The 17810-nt window shown below is 37.9% G+C and carries 16 protein-coding genes; 9 read left to right on the top strand and 7 right to left on the bottom strand.

The features are described from left to right. Positions 1-97 precede the first annotated feature (97 nt). From FS608_RS26135 to ystJ, 5 genes are all read right to left on the bottom strand, one after another. Positions 98-1813, bottom strand: coding sequence for an NAD-dependent malic enzyme (locus tag FS608_RS26135; RefSeq protein ID WP_144555496.1), 1716 nt, complete (start codon positions 1811-1813; stop codon positions 98-100). 221 nt (positions 1814-2034) lie between these two features. After that, a complete protein-coding gene (locus tag FS608_RS26130; RefSeq protein WP_144555495.1) occupies positions 2035-3003 on the bottom strand; it encodes a 2-keto-3-deoxygluconate permease in 969 nt (322 codons plus the stop codon). A 122-nt stretch (positions 3004-3125) separates the two neighbouring features. Beyond that, the gene (locus FS608_RS26125; RefSeq protein ID WP_144555494.1) at positions 3126-3833 is read right to left on the bottom strand and encodes a response regulator; all 708 of its coding nucleotides are present in this window, start codon (positions 3831-3833) and stop codon (positions 3126-3128) included. Between the two features lies 1 nt (position 3834). After that, entirely contained in the window at positions 3835-5430 is a 1596-nt protein-coding gene (gene dcuS, locus FS608_RS26120; protein WP_144555493.1) for a DcuS/MalK family sensor histidine kinase, read from the bottom strand. Between the two features lie 174 nt (positions 5431-5604). Next, the gene (ystJ, locus tag FS608_RS26115; RefSeq protein WP_144555492.1) at positions 5605-6798 is read right to left on the bottom strand and encodes an NADP-dependent malic enzyme; all 1194 of its coding nucleotides are present in this window, start codon (positions 6796-6798) and stop codon (positions 5605-5607) included. 487 nt (positions 6799-7285) lie between these two features. On the opposite strand from ystJ, the gene FS608_RS26110 reads away from it, so the two are divergent. The 9 genes from FS608_RS26110 to FS608_RS26070 all read left to right on the top strand — a co-directional run bounded on the left by FS608_RS26110 (position 7286) and on the right by FS608_RS26070 (position 14595). Beyond that, the gene (locus tag FS608_RS26110; RefSeq protein WP_144555491.1) at positions 7286-8398 is read left to right on the top strand and encodes an ABC transporter substrate-binding protein; all 1113 of its coding nucleotides are present in this window, start codon (positions 7286-7288) and stop codon (positions 8396-8398) included. Further along, entirely contained in the window at positions 8388-9221 is an 834-nt protein-coding gene (locus FS608_RS26105; RefSeq protein WP_144555490.1) for an alkaline phosphatase family protein, read from the top strand. Before FS608_RS26110 ends, FS608_RS26105 begins: the two co-directional genes overlap by 11 nt. 98 nt (positions 9222-9319) lie before the next feature. After that, positions 9320-10177 carry an ABC transporter permease gene (locus FS608_RS26100; RefSeq protein ID WP_260871831.1) on the top strand — a complete coding sequence of 286 codons (858 nt, stop codon included), beginning with the start codon at positions 9320-9322 and terminating at the stop codon, positions 10175-10177. Then, complete coding sequence (locus FS608_RS26095; RefSeq protein ID WP_144555489.1) at positions 10174-11046, top strand: ABC transporter permease; 873 nt, start codon at positions 10174-10176, stop codon at positions 11044-11046. The genes FS608_RS26100 and FS608_RS26095 overlap by 4 nt, the downstream gene beginning before the upstream one ends. Then, positions 11046-12059, top strand: a complete 1014-nt coding sequence (locus tag FS608_RS26090; RefSeq protein ID WP_144555488.1) for an ABC transporter ATP-binding protein — start codon at positions 11046-11048, stop codon at positions 12057-12059. Before FS608_RS26095 ends, FS608_RS26090 begins: the two co-directional genes overlap by 1 nt. Positions 12060-12087: 28 nt before the next feature. Further along, the gene (locus FS608_RS26085) at positions 12088-12870 is read left to right on the top strand and encodes a DeoR/GlpR family DNA-binding transcription regulator (protein WP_144555487.1); all 783 of its coding nucleotides are present in this window, start codon (positions 12088-12090) and stop codon (positions 12868-12870) included. Between the two features lie 132 nt (positions 12871-13002). After that, on the top strand, positions 13003-13875 hold the full coding sequence (locus FS608_RS26080; RefSeq protein ID WP_144555486.1) for a Cof-type HAD-IIB family hydrolase: 873 nt from the start codon (positions 13003-13005) through the stop codon (positions 13873-13875). A 29-nt stretch (positions 13876-13904) separates the two neighbouring features. Next, positions 13905-14234, top strand: coding sequence for a DMT family transporter (locus tag FS608_RS26075; protein WP_144555485.1), 330 nt, complete (start codon positions 13905-13907; stop codon positions 14232-14234). 40 nt (positions 14235-14274) lie between these two features. After that, the gene (locus tag FS608_RS26070) at positions 14275-14595 is read left to right on the top strand and encodes a DMT family transporter (protein ID WP_144555484.1); all 321 of its coding nucleotides are present in this window, start codon (positions 14275-14277) and stop codon (positions 14593-14595) included. 321 nt (positions 14596-14916) lie between these two features. Here FS608_RS26070 and FS608_RS26065 read toward each other — a convergent pair whose 3' ends face one another. Both FS608_RS26065 and FS608_RS26060 read right to left on the bottom strand, forming a co-directional pair. After that, positions 14917-15180 (bottom strand): MFS transporter, encoded by a 264-nt coding sequence (locus tag FS608_RS26065; protein WP_260871835.1) that lies wholly within the window; start codon positions 15178-15180, stop codon positions 14917-14919. 58 nt (positions 15181-15238) lie between these two features. Beyond that, positions 15239-17584, bottom strand: coding sequence for a carboxypeptidase-like regulatory domain-containing protein (locus FS608_RS26060; RefSeq protein WP_144555482.1), 2346 nt, complete (start codon positions 17582-17584; stop codon positions 15239-15241). Positions 17585-17810 lie beyond the last annotated feature (226 nt).

Raw genomic sequence — 17810 nt, 5'->3', positions numbered from 1 at the left:
TTCACATAAGTTTACTCAACTTATGTGAAGCCTCCGCTTAATTCCTCTATATTCTTTAGGTTATCTTAGAGTACAGGCATTTTATTTATCTAATTAATCATGCATAGGAATGAATGTTTGTCCAAATCCCTACACTCTTGATTTCCTTATACTCAGGTTTCCACATAGCCTCTTCAATAGCAGTCTCAACATCTTGGATATCCACTCTTGCAATTCCTTCGTGTATCGCCGCATTAACGACTTCAATGGCTACATATTTTGACACTTCATGTAGTTTTTCAATGGATGGCAGCAGGGATGCTCCAGGTGTGCTGACGTCAGACATTCTTGCAACCGCATAGGCAGCTGCTGCGAACATTCCTTTTGAGATCACTTCAGCTTTTGCCACAATGGCTCCAAGGCCCAGACCCGGGAAGACAAATGCATTATTTGACTGGCCAATTTCATAGGAAACACCGTTGTATTCCACATTGGCAAACGGGCTGCCGGTGGCAATTAGAGCCTTGCCATCTGTCCATTTCATCAGGTTTTCCGGCACTGCTTCAGTCAATGCAGTCGGGTTGGACATTGGCAAGATGATCGGACGCTCAACGTGTTTGGCCATTTCTTTTACAATTTCCTCGGTGAAGGCACCGGCTTGTCCAGAAGTACCAATCAGGATGGTTGGCTTCACCTTCTGAACAACTTCCATTAATGAAATAAGCCCGTCCTCATTCTTATCCCAGTCTCTGACTTCATCCGCCTTTCTTACATAAGGCTTCTGGAAGTTTAGGACGTCTGGTGTTTCATCCGTTAATAACCCCCGATAGTCAATTGTCCAGAAACGGTCATAGGCTTCTTCTCTAGTCAGTCCGTCAAGAACCATGGAATCAGAGATTTGGTCAGCTATACCGATGCCAGCAGCCCCTGGTCCGAAGACAACAATACGCTGGTCCTTCAGAGCAGTTCCTGTTACTTTTAATCCAGACATCAAAGCAGCAAGGGTCACTGCACCTGTTCCCTGGATGTCGTCGTTGAAGGTAAGGATTTTGTCACCGTATTTGTCCATGATCTTACGAGCATTCACGTTGCCAAGGTCCTCCCAGTGAATAAGAACCTCTGGAAAGAACTTTCTTGCAGTCTGAACGAATAAATCAATGAATTGATCATAACGCTCACCACGGACACGGGCGAATTTGTTGCCAATATAGATAGGATCGGCAACCAAAGCCTGATTGTTCGTACCAACATCTAGCACGATTGGCAGAACTCGGCTAGGATCAATACCAGCTGCCGCTGTGTATACGGCAAGTTTACCAATCGCAATATTAATTCCGCCTACCCCTTGGTCCCCAATACCCAAAATGCTTTCAGAGTCGGTAACGACGATTAAATCGATGTCGTTTTTGGGCTGTCCAAGATTATAAAATGCCTTTTCAATGCCCTCAGGATCATCAATTGAAAGATATAAGCCACCCGGGCGGCGGTAGCTGTGAGAGTATGACTGGATCGCCTCACCGACAGTAGGAGTGTAGATAATTGGAAGCATCTCTGCTAGGTGTTCTTTCAATAATCGGTAAAACAGAACAACATTGCGGTTATATAAATCATAAAGAAGACCGTGTTTAAATAGATTCGTAGTTCGCATCGAATATTGTTCATAAACCCTATTTACTTGTTCATCAAGGGAAAGCACTTGGGAAGGTAACAGACCGTCAAGTCCAAGGTCTTCCCTTTCCTCTTTCGTAAAAGCCGTTCCTTTATTTAAAAAAGGATTAGTAAGAACTTCTTTTCCTTTTAAAGTTGTAATAATAACATTCTCAGGTACATTCATGGTGTGGTGTTTCCTTCTTTCTATCTTAAAATAGCTATTCGGACAATACCGGAACATAGATTTGTTACCTATCTATGTTAATAACATTCTCCCTATCACACTAGGTTTTTTAATTTAATGATCCTGTTTTGTAATTAAACAAAGCAGACAGTAAAAACCTTCTGACTGCTTTGTTCTATCTTCTACCTTTTTTATGTTTATAAAATTTACGTTACTTTTAATCAGGCTGCCCTTGCAATCGAAGGTTTCGATTTTTTCTTCCCGGACCGTTTAAATACATAGCTCACAATAATCGGACAGACGATGGCAGAAATAACACATGCAGCTGCAACTTGTGCAGTGGCTGAAGATGCTACTGCAGCTAAGGTTGGATCTGCTGCTGCCACAACCGCTGGTGTAGCTACCGCATTACCTGCAGTTGACCCTGTCGCTAAACCAACGATAGGATTTTCTTTAAATAACTTCAATAGAAAGTAAGCTCCAATTCCAGTGAAGGCAGCAATTAATCCTAGTAATATCCCAGGCCCCCCAGCTTTTACAATCGTTGAAAGATTCATTCCGGCACCTAATGGGAATGAGAAGAATGGGATTAATAATAATTTACTGCTTCCAAGGAACTTTCTCATATCAGGATCAATATTTCCTAAAATCATTCCAATTACGATTGGAATTAATACTCCTAGAAGTGTTTGAAAAGGAATGGTGGCAAGGCCGGATGCACCTAATGCCACTAATGTGAAAAATGGACCGTCTTTTAAAGAAAATAACGCATATGCGCCTACATCCGTTTCGTCACCATACGATGAAGCAAGAGATGCATATAACCCGCCATTAGCATTTAACAACGCTGCAAGGATGGCTAATGGTGTTAATCCTAGTATTCCGGCGGGACCAAAAATCGCTGCTACAGCTAAACCAATACCAGCACCCACGATAAATTTTCCTGTTAATAAAATTGCACCTTTTTTTAATGCCTTTGGTGCTAATTTGAAATTAATTTGTGAACCAATTAAAAACATAAAACATGCCAAAATGGTTGATGAAGCTTCTTTACTGAATAAAGCTGTTGTAAAACTTCCAATTTGTAAAACTTGCGGAAAAAATGTATTTGTTAATACCCCTAAAAAAAGTGGAACAACCATGAGACCGCCTGGAATTTTATCAAGCGTTTTCTTTATTGGAATTTGCATTTTTATATCCTCCTTTGTCTTGCTACTTGTCTATCATATTCCCCATTAAACCGTTTTCATAGATTATGAAAGTTTAATAATTCTTTTTGTAAATAAAAAAAGTAAGCAGTTTCAAAAACTGCTTACAGAAAATTTTTTATTAAATGCTCTTTAAATTTGTTATATTCATGCTGGTATACTGGCCTACCGACCGTTCCATAAATAACCTTGACTTCCAGAATTCCTAAGTCCTTTAAGAAATTCAGATATTTTCTTGCCGAAACCCTTGATATTCCTACAACATTTGCTACTTCATCAGTGGAAAAAGGCCCGTCCTTCAATCCATGAATTGCATCCCACACCTGCTTTAAGGTATCCTTCGTTAACCCCTTGGGCAGTTCTTCAGCTACAACAGCTTCGTCTCTGTGCAAAAGTAAGTGATCGAGCTCCTGCTGACTAACGGAATCCTGTTTATCAATAAACCGAGTTTGCTCAAGGTAAGCAGCAAGTGCAGCGTTAAACCGTTCAAACTCGAAAGGCTTAATTAAATAGTCGACAACACCATACCTTAATGCCTTCTTAATTCGTTCAAGATCTGTGGCCGCTGAAATGATGATGACATCAATTTCAAGGTCATTTTTCCGAAGGTACGCTAACAGCTCTAGGCCCTGCTTTCCCGGCATAAAAATATCCAGAAGAATGAGCTGAATATCATTCTTTCCCAAAAATAGAATGGCTTCAGCTACTGAATTGACTGTTGCAGCTAACCGGAACCCATCAATTTTAGCAAGATATTGTTTATTTATTTCTGCTACCATCGGGTCATCCTCGACAATCATAACATTAATCATTCTATTCATCCTCTGCTTTATAAGGTATATACACGGCAAAATTTGTTCCCTTTCCAGGCTTGGACGATATAATCATGTCTCCTTCCAGTCTTTCAATTGCCTGTGCCAAAAGATATAACCCGAACCCGCGGTTGTCCCCTTTCGTAGAGAAGCCTTTATCCAGGATTTTATTTTGGAGTGATTTCGTGATTCCCATCCCTGTGTCCTTAACCTCAATCGTTAAAATATCCTCTGCATAGTCAAGTTTAAGGTCGACTTTTTTGTATGGACTGTCCGCAATTGCCTCCATTGCATTATCGAGAAGATTTCCAATGATTGTGATCAACTCATGTGTGATGTCCGAGTTTGCAGGCTTGGGAAGTTCACTTACACAATCAAAAGATAAAGAAGCACCCCATTCTCTGGCAAAGCTTAGTTTGCCAATTAAAAATCCAGCAAGAACAGGATCTTTAATCTTCTCCGTTACAAAGCCCATTTCTGTTTCACGGTGGTTAACCGTTTCACTCACATAGTTAGCAAGTGTATCATATTGTTCAGTTCTAACCAGGCCAAGAATGACATGAAGTTTGTTCATGAATTCATGCGCCTGGGCACGGAGAGCATCCGCATAGTTACGCACACCTGTGAGCTGTTCGGCCAACAACCGGACTTCGGTTTTATCACGGAATGTAGCGATTGCCCCCACTGGCTTATTCTCCACAACCACCGGTACCCTGTTTACTAAAATGGTCACCCCATTCAGGATTTGTTCTTGATCCAATTCGGTTTCACCCGATTTTATAATGCGAGTTAACCGTGTCTCTGGCAAATAAGCTTCAATGTTCATACCCATAGGATTCTCTTCAAGACCGGCTCTCGTAAAAAGCTTACTGGCTGCCCTATTCACAAGTGTGATTTTCCCTTCTTGGTCGATGGCTATGATTCCTTCACGCACAGACTGAAGCATGGAACTACGTTCTTCAAGCAGCTTAGCAATTGCAAATGGCTCAAGTCCTAAAAGGGTTTTTTTTATGTATCTTGCCAGACCCACCGCACCGATTACACCTATGAGGATTCCAATTAACGTCCCTATAACGATCCCCATCCGTCCTTTATGGACCGCCTTTGTAACGTTTTCTAAAGAAATTCCTACAGCAACCGCACCGACTTGTTTTCCATGTGAATTCTTTATTGGAGTAAATGCTCGCATGGATCGACCGAGCGTTCCCTTTGAAATGGAAACATACTCCTTTCCTTTAAGAACTGGCCCTTCATCTCCTCCCCTGAAGTGCTTCCCCACTTTACTGGGATCTGGGTGGGAAAGCCGAATTCCTTTCATATCCATAACGACAACGAAGTTAACATTTGTTTTATCTTTCACTTGGCTGGCATATTCTTGTATACCCGCATGACTAGTTCTCCCATCTAAAGCATCAATCACCAGTGGGCTTAGGGATATCATCCTTGCAATATGGAGGGATTTTTCTTTCTGTGTTTCCTCCACACTGGCGGTAATTCTTTTGCTTATGATGAAATCAGTTATTCCAAGTGATAAAGCGACGACAATGCATACAAATATAATAATAATGGCTTGTAAACTAAGTTTGCCTTTCTTCATAATCTCCTCCAGCTATATCAATAATGTTAGTATGTATAAGACTTAAGCATAAAATGACAAAAGACTGCTAAGCTCATAAAAGAGCTTTAAGCAGCCTTTATCATAAATCATCCAATTAGAAAAATGGCCTCCGCCATAATTGGATATGGTGCCTGTCACCCCAATTCACTTTTGTTACATGGTGACAAAAGATTTCCGTGCTACACCTGTTTCTACAGCTGCAGTTGCAACAGCTTTTGCTACTGCAGATGCTACTCGGGCATCAAAAGGGTTAGGTATCACATAGTCTTCTGATAGTTCTTCTTCTGAAATGAGTGAAGAAATGGCGTATACGGCAGCCTTTTTCATTTCTTCATTTATTTCTGTTGCTTGAACATCTAGAGCTCCCCGAAAAATCCCTGGAAAAGCGAGCACGTTATTGACCTGATTTGGAAAATCTGAACGTCCTGTTCCTATTACTTTTGCTCCAGCAGCTTTTGCCTCATCTGGCATAATTTCTGGAACAGGGTTTGCCATTGCAAAAATAATTGCATCCCTTCTCATGGTTAAAATCATTTCCTTTGTTACTGCACCTGCAACAGATACACCAACAAAAACATCTGCACCGACGATGACTTCCTCTAAGCTTCCCTCTGCATTGTTACGATTCGTCTGTCCAGCAATCTTTTCTTTAATTGGATTCATTCCATATTGACGATTTTCATAAATGGCACCTTTTGTATCACATAGAATCACATCATACACACCAAAACGATTTAGCAATTGAGCAATTGCTACACCCGCAGCACCCGAACCATTTATTACGACTTTAATTTCTTCCATTTTCTTATTTACTAGTTTAAGAGCATTTACTAATCCGGCAACCGTTACAATGGCTGTACCATGTTGGTCATCATGAAAAATAGGGATATTTGTTTCATTTTTCAGGCGTTCTTCAATTTCAAAACATCTTGGAGCTGAAATATCTTCTAAATTTACCCCGCCAAATGTTGGTTCAAGGTGCTTAACTGTTTCAATTATTTCTTCAACATCCTGTGTATTTAAACAAATAGGGAATGCATCTACGTTAGCAAAATTCTTAAATAAAACTGCTTTGCCTTCCATTACTGGCATCGCTGCTTCCGGCCCAATATTCCCAAGCCCTAATACTGCTGAGCCATCTGAAACGACGGCAATGGTGTTACCTTTCATCGTGTATTCATATACTCTATTTGGATCTTCATAGATTTCCATACAAGGCTCTGCGACACCAGGTGAATACGCTAAGCTCAAATCATTTGCATTATTAATCTCTACCTTTGCTTTCACTTCTAATTTCCCTTGTTTATCCCGGTGGATTTGTAACGCTCTGTCACGCAATGTTTCCATGATTACCTCTCCCTTTTCAAGAAATATTACTTCGACCCAAAAATTGTTCCAAAGCTTATTTAAGCTTTCCATGCTTCTGTGCTCTATTTCACAATCATCCTTAGAAGAAAACAACTTATCCGTTTTGAAAACGCTTTACCTCGAAAGCACAATAAATATAACCCAATCTTATAAATAAACAGACTACTTTAATAGAATATTTAATTAATTAAAGCTTTTTTGTAATTAAAAAAACCATAAGTTTTTCCAAGCATGGGAATATCTTCACCGAAGCTTTCCTTTCAGAATTTAAATCTCTCAATTTGAGCAATACCCGTAAAGATAGTAAACAACATTTTCACAAAGATGATGAATTGGAGAAATAAAGAGCTGATTTACAAAGTCTTAACGTTGGATTAATGTGGCATTAACATTGTCAGATTATGATTAACCCGTAACAAACAGTAATTAACATTAAAAATTCCACACTAAATGGAGGCGCACTTTTATGAATTACACATTCAAGAAGAAATGTTACAAGTCTATTCAAGCTGTGATGTTAGGAGTGAGTGTAATAGGATTAGCTGCTTGTGGAGCTACTAAAGAGGAGGCTGCTCCAGTTGTTAAGGATTCAAGTTCGTTAACCCTGAAAGAAATTGAAAAAAAGGCAAAAGAAGAGGGAGCAATTAATAGTGTCGGTATGCCTGATTCATGGGCTAACTGGGGAGAAACGTGGAATGATGTTACGAATAAATATACCTTGAAACACAGTGATACAGATTTGTCGAGTGCTGAAGAAATTGCAAAAATGGAATCTGAAAAAGAAAATGCAACAGCCGATATTGGTGATGTGGGAATATCTTTTGGACCAATTGCTGAACAAAAAGGTTTAACACTTCCATATAAAACTTCTCATTGGGGTGAAATACCAAAATGGGCGAAAGATGATAATGGAGATTGGGTTGTTGGATATCAAGGAACAATCGCATTTCTTACTAATAAAAATTTGGTGAAAAATCCACCGAAATCATGGAATGACATTTTAGAAGGAAATTACAAAGTAACGATTGGAGATGTTCAACGCGGAGCGCAGAATCAGATGGGTGTTCTTGCTGCAGCAATGGCTTTCAGCGGTGATGAAACGAATATTAAACCAGGACTTGACTTCTTCGCTAAGCTTGCTAAACAAGGTCGTCTTAGTCTAACAGATGCTAAACCAGCTACCATTGAAAAAGGCGAAGTAGAAGTTGCAATTGTTTGGGATTTCAATGCACTTAGTTATGCTAGCCAAATCAACCGAGACCAATTTGATGTATGTATTCCAGAAGAAGGTTCGGTCGTAAGTGGTTATACAACGATCATTAATAAGTACGCGAAACATCCTTATGCAGCGATGGCAACAAGAGAATATATCTTAAGTGATCAAGGTCAAATTAACTTAGCAAAAGGATTTGCTCGTCCAATTCGTGATGTAAAACTTCCACAAGAAGTAGCAGACAAATTGCTTCCAAAAGCAGAATACAAAAATGTAACACCAGTAAAAGATCAAAAAGCTTGGGAAAAAACTGCTACTACTTTACCACAATTATGGCAAGAAGAGGTGTTAGTAAATGTCAAATAAAGTTATCGCTATTGTTGTTGATGGCATGAGATACGATAAAGCGTGTGAAGCACTTGGATTTATTCAACATTTAGTAGAAACAAATCAAGCGGCACTTTATAAAGTGAAGTCAGAGCTTCCGAGTCTTTCTCGTCCATTATATGAAGTGTTACTAACTGGTACACCTGCATCAATGAATGGAATTACATCTAATCAAGCTGTTCGTCTATCTACTGAGAAAAGTCTCTTTCATTTAACGAAAGAAAATGGCTTAAGAAACGGATCGGTTTCGTATTACTGGGTAAGCGAACTTTATAATCGTGCACCATTCCAATTTATTGAAGATCGTGAGCAAGATGACGAGTCAAAAGCGATTCAATATGGAAAATTCTATTGGGATGATGACTATCCAGATAGTCATGTCCTAATGGATGCAGAAGCTTTGCGTAGAAAGTACGATCCACACTTTTTATATATTCATCCGCTAGGGGTAGATGTAAAAGGCGAAATTTATGGTTCGGAATCGAAAGAATATCGTGAACAAATTTTAAAAATGGGAAGCTTATTAGCTCAGCTTCTGCCAATTTGGATTTCAGAAGGTTATCATATTTTAATAACTTCTGACCATGGAATGAGCGAATACGGCAACCATGGTGGCATAACTGATGGTGAGCGTGATGTTCCACTATTTATCATTAGCCCAAAAGTTAAGCCAGGTGTTTACAGTGAGGTAATTCCTCAATTAGCTTTTGCACCACTTGTTTGTGAGCTTTTAAATATCAACCCGTCAGATAAAATGATTTCATATCGATTACCAGGACTAAAAGAAGAAGTTACCCTTTAAGTGAATGTTCAATGCATCAATAAAATGAACACTGGAATTGGTTTAACTGCCTTATTGTTAAACCAATTCCAAAATTGTTAAACATAGAGGAGCGAGAAGTGTTGCGAAAAATGAATAAACAAAAAATTTACTTATTAGCTCTCTTATTGCCATTTATACTATTTGTAATTGGTTTTGAAATTGGGCCAATAGTGGCAATGATTAAAAATAGCTTTTATGCAGATGATGGAATTCACGTAACAATTAATCAATATTTAACAGTATTTAAAAGTAAATTTTATATGCAAGGAATTAAAAACAGCCTTCTTATTTCATTATTTTCAGCTGTAACCTCTGTGATTATAGCGGTAATTGTAGCTTATTCGTTTACTAAGTTTTCTCAAAAAGTACAAAATCGATTACTAATGCTTACTAATGTGACTTCGAATTTTGAAGGGATTACCCTTTCATTTTCATATATTATTTTACTTGGAAACAATGGATTATTTACATTACTTTTTCACAAGATCGGTTTAAAAGTGTTTGCAGATTTTAATTTATATTCATGGACAGGACTAATTCTTGTTTATATTTATTTCCAAATTCCGCTTGCTGTTATGTTAATTTATCCGTCTTATCAAGGAATAAAACAACAATGGAAAGAAGCTTCTTCACTATTAGGAGGATCAAAAGTTTCATTTTGGCTTCGAATTGGAATACCCGTACTTTTACCTAGTATTGTAGGTACATTTAGTATTATGTTTGCAAATGCGATGGGTGCTTACGCTACAGCCTATGCGTTGGTCGGTAGCAACTATAACTTATTGTCATTGCAAATAGCCTCTTTAGTTGCAAGTGACGTTACATTAAAACCACAGCTGGGTAGTGCGTTAGGAGTTCTTCTAGCATCGACTATGATTGGGGCAATGTGGTTCAACGAACGAATGATGCGTCGCATTAGGAGGGATTTACGATGAAATCTTCAAAAATCTTGTATAAAGTGATTGTTGGAATACTAGTTTTGTATTTATTAATTCCACTTGTCGGAACATTTTTATTCTCGATTGCTGGTAAATGGGATCATTCAATTTTACCTGAGAGTTATACAATCCATTGGTATAGTGATTTATTTCAAGATACACGGTTTTATGATGCTATCGAAAGAACACTGTTTTTAATTGTTGTAACTGTAGGTCTTAGTGTCCTTATTATGCTTCCAACTATCTTTATCGTCACTGTCTATTTCAGTAAATGGGAAGGTTTGCTTCAAGCAATAGCGATGCTTCCTTATGGAATTCCTCCAATTGTTGGAGCGGTTGGATTAATAAAGCTATATTCAAATGGACCATTTCAAATTTCCGGGACACCGTGGATACTAATTGGTGCTTATTTCATAACCATTCTACCATTTATGTATCAAGGTATTCGCAACAGCCTTCGAACACTTAATGCTATCCAACTTGTAGATGCAGCTGAATTACTTGGTGCTTCAAAATTTCAGGCATTTCGTACAGTGGTACTTCCAAATATTATGTCTGGTATTTTAGTATCTACTTTATTATCAGTTGCTTTATTATTTGGTGAATTTGCTTTTGCAAATTTGCTTGTCGGAGGCCGATTTGAAACGATTCAAATTTATCTTGCAGACAAACTAAACAGCAGTGGTCACTTAACTAGTGCAATTGTAATCACATATTATTTATTGATTTTATTTTTAACTGCGACCGTATTAAAACTATCGTTTAAGAAAGAAAAAAACTCAGTTGTATCAAATAAGAAGCGATTTCTTACGTTTTTAAAAAAACAATATCATCATAAAACTACTACTTTAGAAGGTGAAAATTAATGAGCTACGTAACCATCGATCAAGTGACTAAGGGATATGATAATCAAGTCGTTTTAAACAACATTTCTTTAACATTGAACAAAGGAGAATTTGTTACACTTCTTGGGCAAAGTGGTTGCGGAAAAAGTACGTTACTGCGTTCAATCGCTGGACTTGAAAATGTAGATGTAGGAAGTATCTTAATTGATGGAACAGATATTACTAATTTATCACCGCGTCAGCGTGAAGTCGGTATGGTGTTTCAATCTTATGCACTTTTTCCGAATATGAACGTTTTTGATAACATCGCATACGGACTTAAAATGAGGAAGGCAAAAAATATTGATTCAAGAGTAAAAAAGATGATTGATATGGTCGATTTAAATGGAAAAGAAAAGTCTTATCCTCATCAGTTATCTGGAGGGCAACAGCAGAGGGTTGCTCTTGCTCGTGCCCTGGTTATGGAGCCAAAAGTACTTTTATTAGATGAGCCGTTAAGTGCACTGGATGCTAAAATTAGAAAAAGTTTACAAAAAGAATTAAAGAGAATACAGAAGGAATTAGATATTACAACTATTTTTGTAACACATGATCAAGAAGAAGCAATGACGATGTCTGATCGAATCTTTGTCATGAATAAAGGAAACGTTGTACAATCTGGTTCTCCATCAGAAATCTATACCACTCCAATCAATACATTTGTTGCAAAGTTTATCGGAAATTATAATGTTTGTAACATGGAGGTTTTCCATAAACTTGTCCGTAGTAAGGAATTAAAAGGAAATGAAGTCGCTATCCGTCCTGAAGTTATACAATTAGTTTCTTCTGGAGAGGATAGCTTGGATTTACAAGCGAACTGGGGAATTAAAGGAATTGTTAAAGATGTAACCATGACAGGGAATGTTTTAAGATATGAAGTTGAAACAGAGTTGTCAGCCTTCCATGTAGACTATCTTCACCACCGAGGGAAAATGTTTGAGCAAGGAGCACGCGTTCATATTCTTGTACCGAAGAAAGAATGCATTATTTTATAAATTATTAATGATCGTAGGGGGAAGAAATATGTCTGTATTGCCAGAAGAAAGAAAGAATGAAATTTTAAAAGAACTGAACAAAATGGGAAAAGTAAAAGTTATGGAATTAGTTGATCAATATAATGTTTCAGAGGAAACGATTCGACGCGATTTGATGATATTAGAGGAAAAAGGACTTTTAAAGAGGGTTTACGGCGGAGCGATTAAAACAGTCTTTGAATTTGAGGAACCTCCATTCACACAGCGTACAACGGTGAATCAAGAAGCGAAAGTTAAGGTTGGTGAAAAAGCAGTAGAACTCATTTCTAACGGAGATGTGATTGTCATTGATGTAGGGACAACCATGCTTGAATTTGCGCAGTGTATTGAAAATAAAAAAGACATTACGATTTTAACCAATTCTCTTCCTGTGTCGTCTGTGTTGACCGAATCGCTCAATCAAAATAAGTTTACAGGACAAATTCTATTACTAGGTGGTCAAATTGATCCAAAGCAGCAATCGATATGCGGCGGTCTCACAGAACAAATGTTAAATCAATTTAATATTGATAAAGCGTTCATTTCAGCTGGTGGTGTTTCTATTCAAAGTGGGGTTAGTAATTATCATTTACATGAAACATTAGTCTCACGCAAGATGGTCGAGGTATCAAAGCAAGTTGTATTGCTAACGGATTACTCTAAAATTGGTGTCGATACATTTTGTAAAATTTGTCCTCTAGAAAAAGTCGATGTGATTGTCTGCGAGCAACCATTTCCAGAGGAATGGAGAAATCATTCAAAATTAGAGGAAATCAATTGGATTCAAGCATAGTCAATCCTTAAAAGGACATATCGAAACGGATGAGAGAGTTCTCTCTCTTTTTTGATTAGATTTTTATTGATAGCAGGTAAAAAAGCTAGAAAGAAAATTTAATAGATAGAATGAGAAAAGGAGCTATATAGCATGAATTTCATTGCGATAGATTTAGACGGAACATTATTAAACGACCAGAATGAAATAAGTGAAGAAAATATAAAGGCGATTCAATATGCTCAAGGTAAAGGCTTTGAAGTAGTTATTTCAACAGGACGGGCTTATTTTGACGTTCAAACAATTTGTGAAAAAGCCGGGATTTCTCCATTTGTAATCGGGACAAATGGCGCAACCATTCATTCAAAAAGCGGAAAGTGCATTTCTTCTATTACGATAACTAAAGATTGTGTCGAATCTATTCTCCAATGGTTAGATGAAAGGAATTATTATTACGAAGTGTTTACTGATAAAGCCATTTATACTCTTAAAAAGGGAAGAGAACATTTCCATAATGAGATTCAAAGTTTGAAAAGCGCAGATTTGAATACAGATATGAAAGAATTAGTTGAAGTAGCGGAAAGGCAATTTGACCAGTTTGGATATGTTTTAGTTGAAAACTATGATGATATCTTAAAACAGGAGGAAGAATTTTATAACATTATAGCATGTTCTTTTGATAAAAAGAAATTAGAGGAAGGATGGAACCAATTCAAAAAGTTTGATGAGTTGATGGTTGTTTCATCTGCTGATCATAACATTGAAATTACTAGTAAAAGAGCTTCAAAAGGAATGTCCCTTGAAAAATTGGTCTTCTCGATGAACGGCTCCTTAGATCAGGCTATGGCAATCGGGGACAGCAACAATGATTTATCCATGTTCCAGAAAGTTGGATACAGTGTAGCGATGGGAAATGCGAAAGATGTCATAAAAGCTGTTTGTACAACGACAACCCTTAAAAATGATGAGAATGGGGTAGCTTATGCGATTTATCGATATATGGAGAACTTCGTGGTTCAAAAATAAGTGTCAACGCCGAAGGAGAGAGCGATAAAATGGCATGGATCTATATCATAATAGCAGGACTTTTGGAAATTGTCTGGGTGATTGGTCTTAAATATTCACACGGATTCACCAAAATTATACCTAGTATAGTAACGGTAGTTATTATAATCTTTAGTTTCTTTTTACTTTCAAAAGCTTTACATTCAATTCCCTTAGGAACTGGTTACGCCATTTTTACTGGATTGGGAACGGTGGGAACAGTAGTAACGGGGATACTTTTTTGGGGAGAGACTATTAATCAACTAAAAGTATTTTTTGTAGCTTTAATGATATTAGGGATAATTGGAATAAAAATTAGTCCATCACAACCTAAACATTAAAGGAAATGAAATGATCTATACAAGGTTTGGGGATGATTCAATGGCTTGGTTTTTTCTTCTTATTGCCGGATTTGCCGAGATTGGTAGTGTTATAAGCCTGAAACGTGCAAATGGGTTTAAAAAATTACTCCCCTCTGTAGGGTGTCTTTTTTTTGGGAGTTTAAGCTTTTATTTTCTTTCTTTGTCATTAACTTCTCTTCCAGTGGGGACTGCTTATGCAATATGGACCAGTATCGGAACTGTTGGAAGTGTTTTAGCAGGAATGATTTTCTTTAATGAACCTAGAAGTTTAAGAACAATCCTATTGATTATGTGTATTATTACAGGGGCTGCAGGTATTAAAATAACTTCTGGACATTAAGATTAAAAAACCACTCCCTAATTTATTAGGAAGTGGTTTTTGCTATTGATATAAAAATAATTTACATGACGACTTCTCAAAATGGGGGGAAAATAGCCGTAACTATTTCTCAAATGTATGGCTCAAGAGACTTACATCATGCCGCCCATTCATTTTTATATAAAATAGAAAGAAACAGGTTTTAAATAAACACCAATATATAAGCGTTTTTGAAGTTTCCCTTCAATATTTTTAAATAAAAAGAAGCGAAGACGAGTACAAATCCGAGGACACTAAATTGAAGAGACCAGGAAATTTAATTAATTTTTATCAAACTTTTAATTAACGTTGTGCTCTTCTTGCTTCTAATTCAGCTACAATTTCATCATGCGGTTTTTCCCACTTATAGACAAAAGCCATAATAAGAATGGCTACTACGCTTAAAATAATTGGCAGCCAAATGTAGTTTAAAGAAATCATTTGCAATGCTGTTGAGGATTGCTTTTGATGGGCAACATAACCACCAGCAGCAAGTAACCAAACTGGAATGGCACCACCAAGACCTGAACCTAGTTTAGCTGCTATTCCTGAAGAGGAAACAAGAATTCCCAGTGCACGGACACCAGACTTCCATTCACCATAGTCTACAGTATCCGCCAGTGGTTTATTGCCAGCCGTCGGCCAGGTTTAGATCTAATGAACTTACTTCATTGCCATCTACAAAAAGTTCCCCATCTGAGATGGTAAACTGTTTATTTAAGTAATAAGTACCATTTTGGAAATCTTCCACTGCTGAAATCTCGTATTGCCCATCCGCCAGGCGACCTTGATAAAGGCCGTATTGGATCCAGCTAGGATAACCGGCTGTCCAGTTTCCATCCAAAGAAGTGATTGCAACGTAACCATCGGTAACAAGGTTTTCCCCATTATACACAGTACCTGATAATGTTACAGGGGCAACAGCAATGTCAAGCTGCTCCGCTTGTTCACCATTTACATATAATTGTCCTGATTCGATAGTGAACTCTGTGCCAGGACTGTAAGCTGTGCCATCATTAAGATAGATATCATAGACTTTGTATGTGCCATCTGGCAGGCGGAATTGGAATCTGCCATCCTCAGTGGTTAAGCCCCCCGCTTGGACAGGATTATCTGCATCGCCAGTTTCCATGATGTACATGTTCCCCATGATCGGATTTCCATTTTCCGTTAACGTTCCTGTCACCGTGACCGCAGGTACAGTAACCTCAAGCAAATCCGTTACCTGACCATTCACATATGTCTTCCCGTCCACAACTGAAAAAGCGAAATCCATAGACGCTGCGGTTCCATCATCTAAACTAATTTCTTTTACTGAATAATCCCCATTTGCTAAACGCAGGGAGAAGGTTCCATCCGGGTTTAGGTTTTTCCCATTAGAGTAACTTCCGTCTGCTGAACTAATCCACATGAAGCCATATGATACAGCAGTATCTCCATCTTTCACTAATCCATGCACAGTAACTGGCGGAATCCGCAACTCTAGTAAGGATTGCTCATTGCCATCGATGAATAGCTTGCCGTTAACAATTTCAAACTTCTTATTAAACTGAAGGTTTTCGCCTTCATCAAATAGAAACGTGTTGGTGACTTGATAGCTGCCATCCTTCAAGCGCATCGAGTAGATTCCATTTTCATCTGTTACGCCATCATAGTACTCCGTCGTTCCGTCTTCAGAAATTTTTTCAACATTAATCGCACCTTGAAGGGCAGTCCCTGATTCGACAAGCTTCCCTTGGAAGGAAACAGGCGGCAGGTTAATGTCTAAAGTTGAAGCTGGCTCTCCATTTTGAAGGAGTTTTCCATCACGTATTTCAAATGGAATGTCAACCCTATTAAATCGGTTTTGTTCATCAATAGTCCTAATGGTATACTGGCCGTCCGGGAATCGATACTCAAAGTTCCCATTTGCGTCAACAGGTGTCCCGAACATATAATAATCTGTCTCGGACTTCTGCCATTCAAAATTGACATACGCATTCGTCAGGGACTGCACACCATCAGAGACTGTTCCTTTTACGTTAATATCGGGAACAGTAATGGTAAGTAATGGAGTCTTCTTCCCATCGATATAAATAGCTCCGTCTACGATTTCAACGGTGATAGGATCTACTGAAATAAAGGTTGGGTGATAAACACTAATGCTATAGGTTCCATCCGCTAATTCCCTTAACGAAAATTCCCCTTTTTTGTTTGTTAACACACTTTGAATAAATTGAATATCATCTTCCAGGCGTTTTTCTACAAGAATCGTAGCCTCAGTTAATGGAGTAGTAGAGTCTGCTGCCTTCCCTGCTATTTTGTTGACAGGGATGGTGATGGATATACTCGTTTGCTGTTCATCTCCAACATATACCTTGCCATCATTGACTGTGAATGCTAACTGATAGCGATAAGAGCCATGATCCACTTCTATATCGAACAGGAAATATTGCCCATCTGGTAATGAAGCTGAAAAGCTTCCATTGCCTTTTGAGGATACTGTATAAATATCTTCTTGATATTCATTATATTTTGAGATAATTAAATCTGCTTTTAAGCCCTTTTTTCCTTCCTTTAAAACACCGTTGAAGTTACCGGATGTTTCTGAAGGAGTTTTTCCCTTTTTCGTTTTGGAAAGGTTGATTTCCCCTCCGGTTGAACCTTGAATCTTACCTTTACTTACGACAAAACTTTGGTTTGTACTATACCAGGAATTACTTTTGTCCTTGATCCCTTTTACCGTATATGTACCGTCAGCCAACTTTGTTTTAAAGGCTCCGTTTGTGTCTGTAATCGCCTGAATCCACTTTAACGTTCCTTGTTCCTTAATCATAACTTGGGTATTCTTTAACGGTTGGCCGTGCTCTTTAATCGTCCCCTTCACCACATCTGCTTTGGCTTTGGTTGGTGCAGCGGCGTTTACAGGACCGTTTGATACACCCAGGATACATACAATTATTAATAGCATGTACATTAGTTTTTTTCTCATTTCTCATCCCCCTCTTAAAGTATTTTAAAAATATAGTCTCTTCTTGGAAACTACCATTTTTTTCCAACTTAATTAATTCGATTTTTTCTAAATAACTCCTCTAGGTATTTTGGCATATATTTTATACTTGATGGAAATTTTCGAGAAAATCAATTAAAAAGAGCTTTTCGTTCATAAAGTTGTCGAAAGGAATAAAATGAAACGTGTCGAAAATTCCCTATAATAA

It is taken from the genome of Bacillus sp. X1(2014) (assembly GCF_007678255.1).
This window is presented reverse-complemented; position numbering and strand designations above follow the sequence as displayed.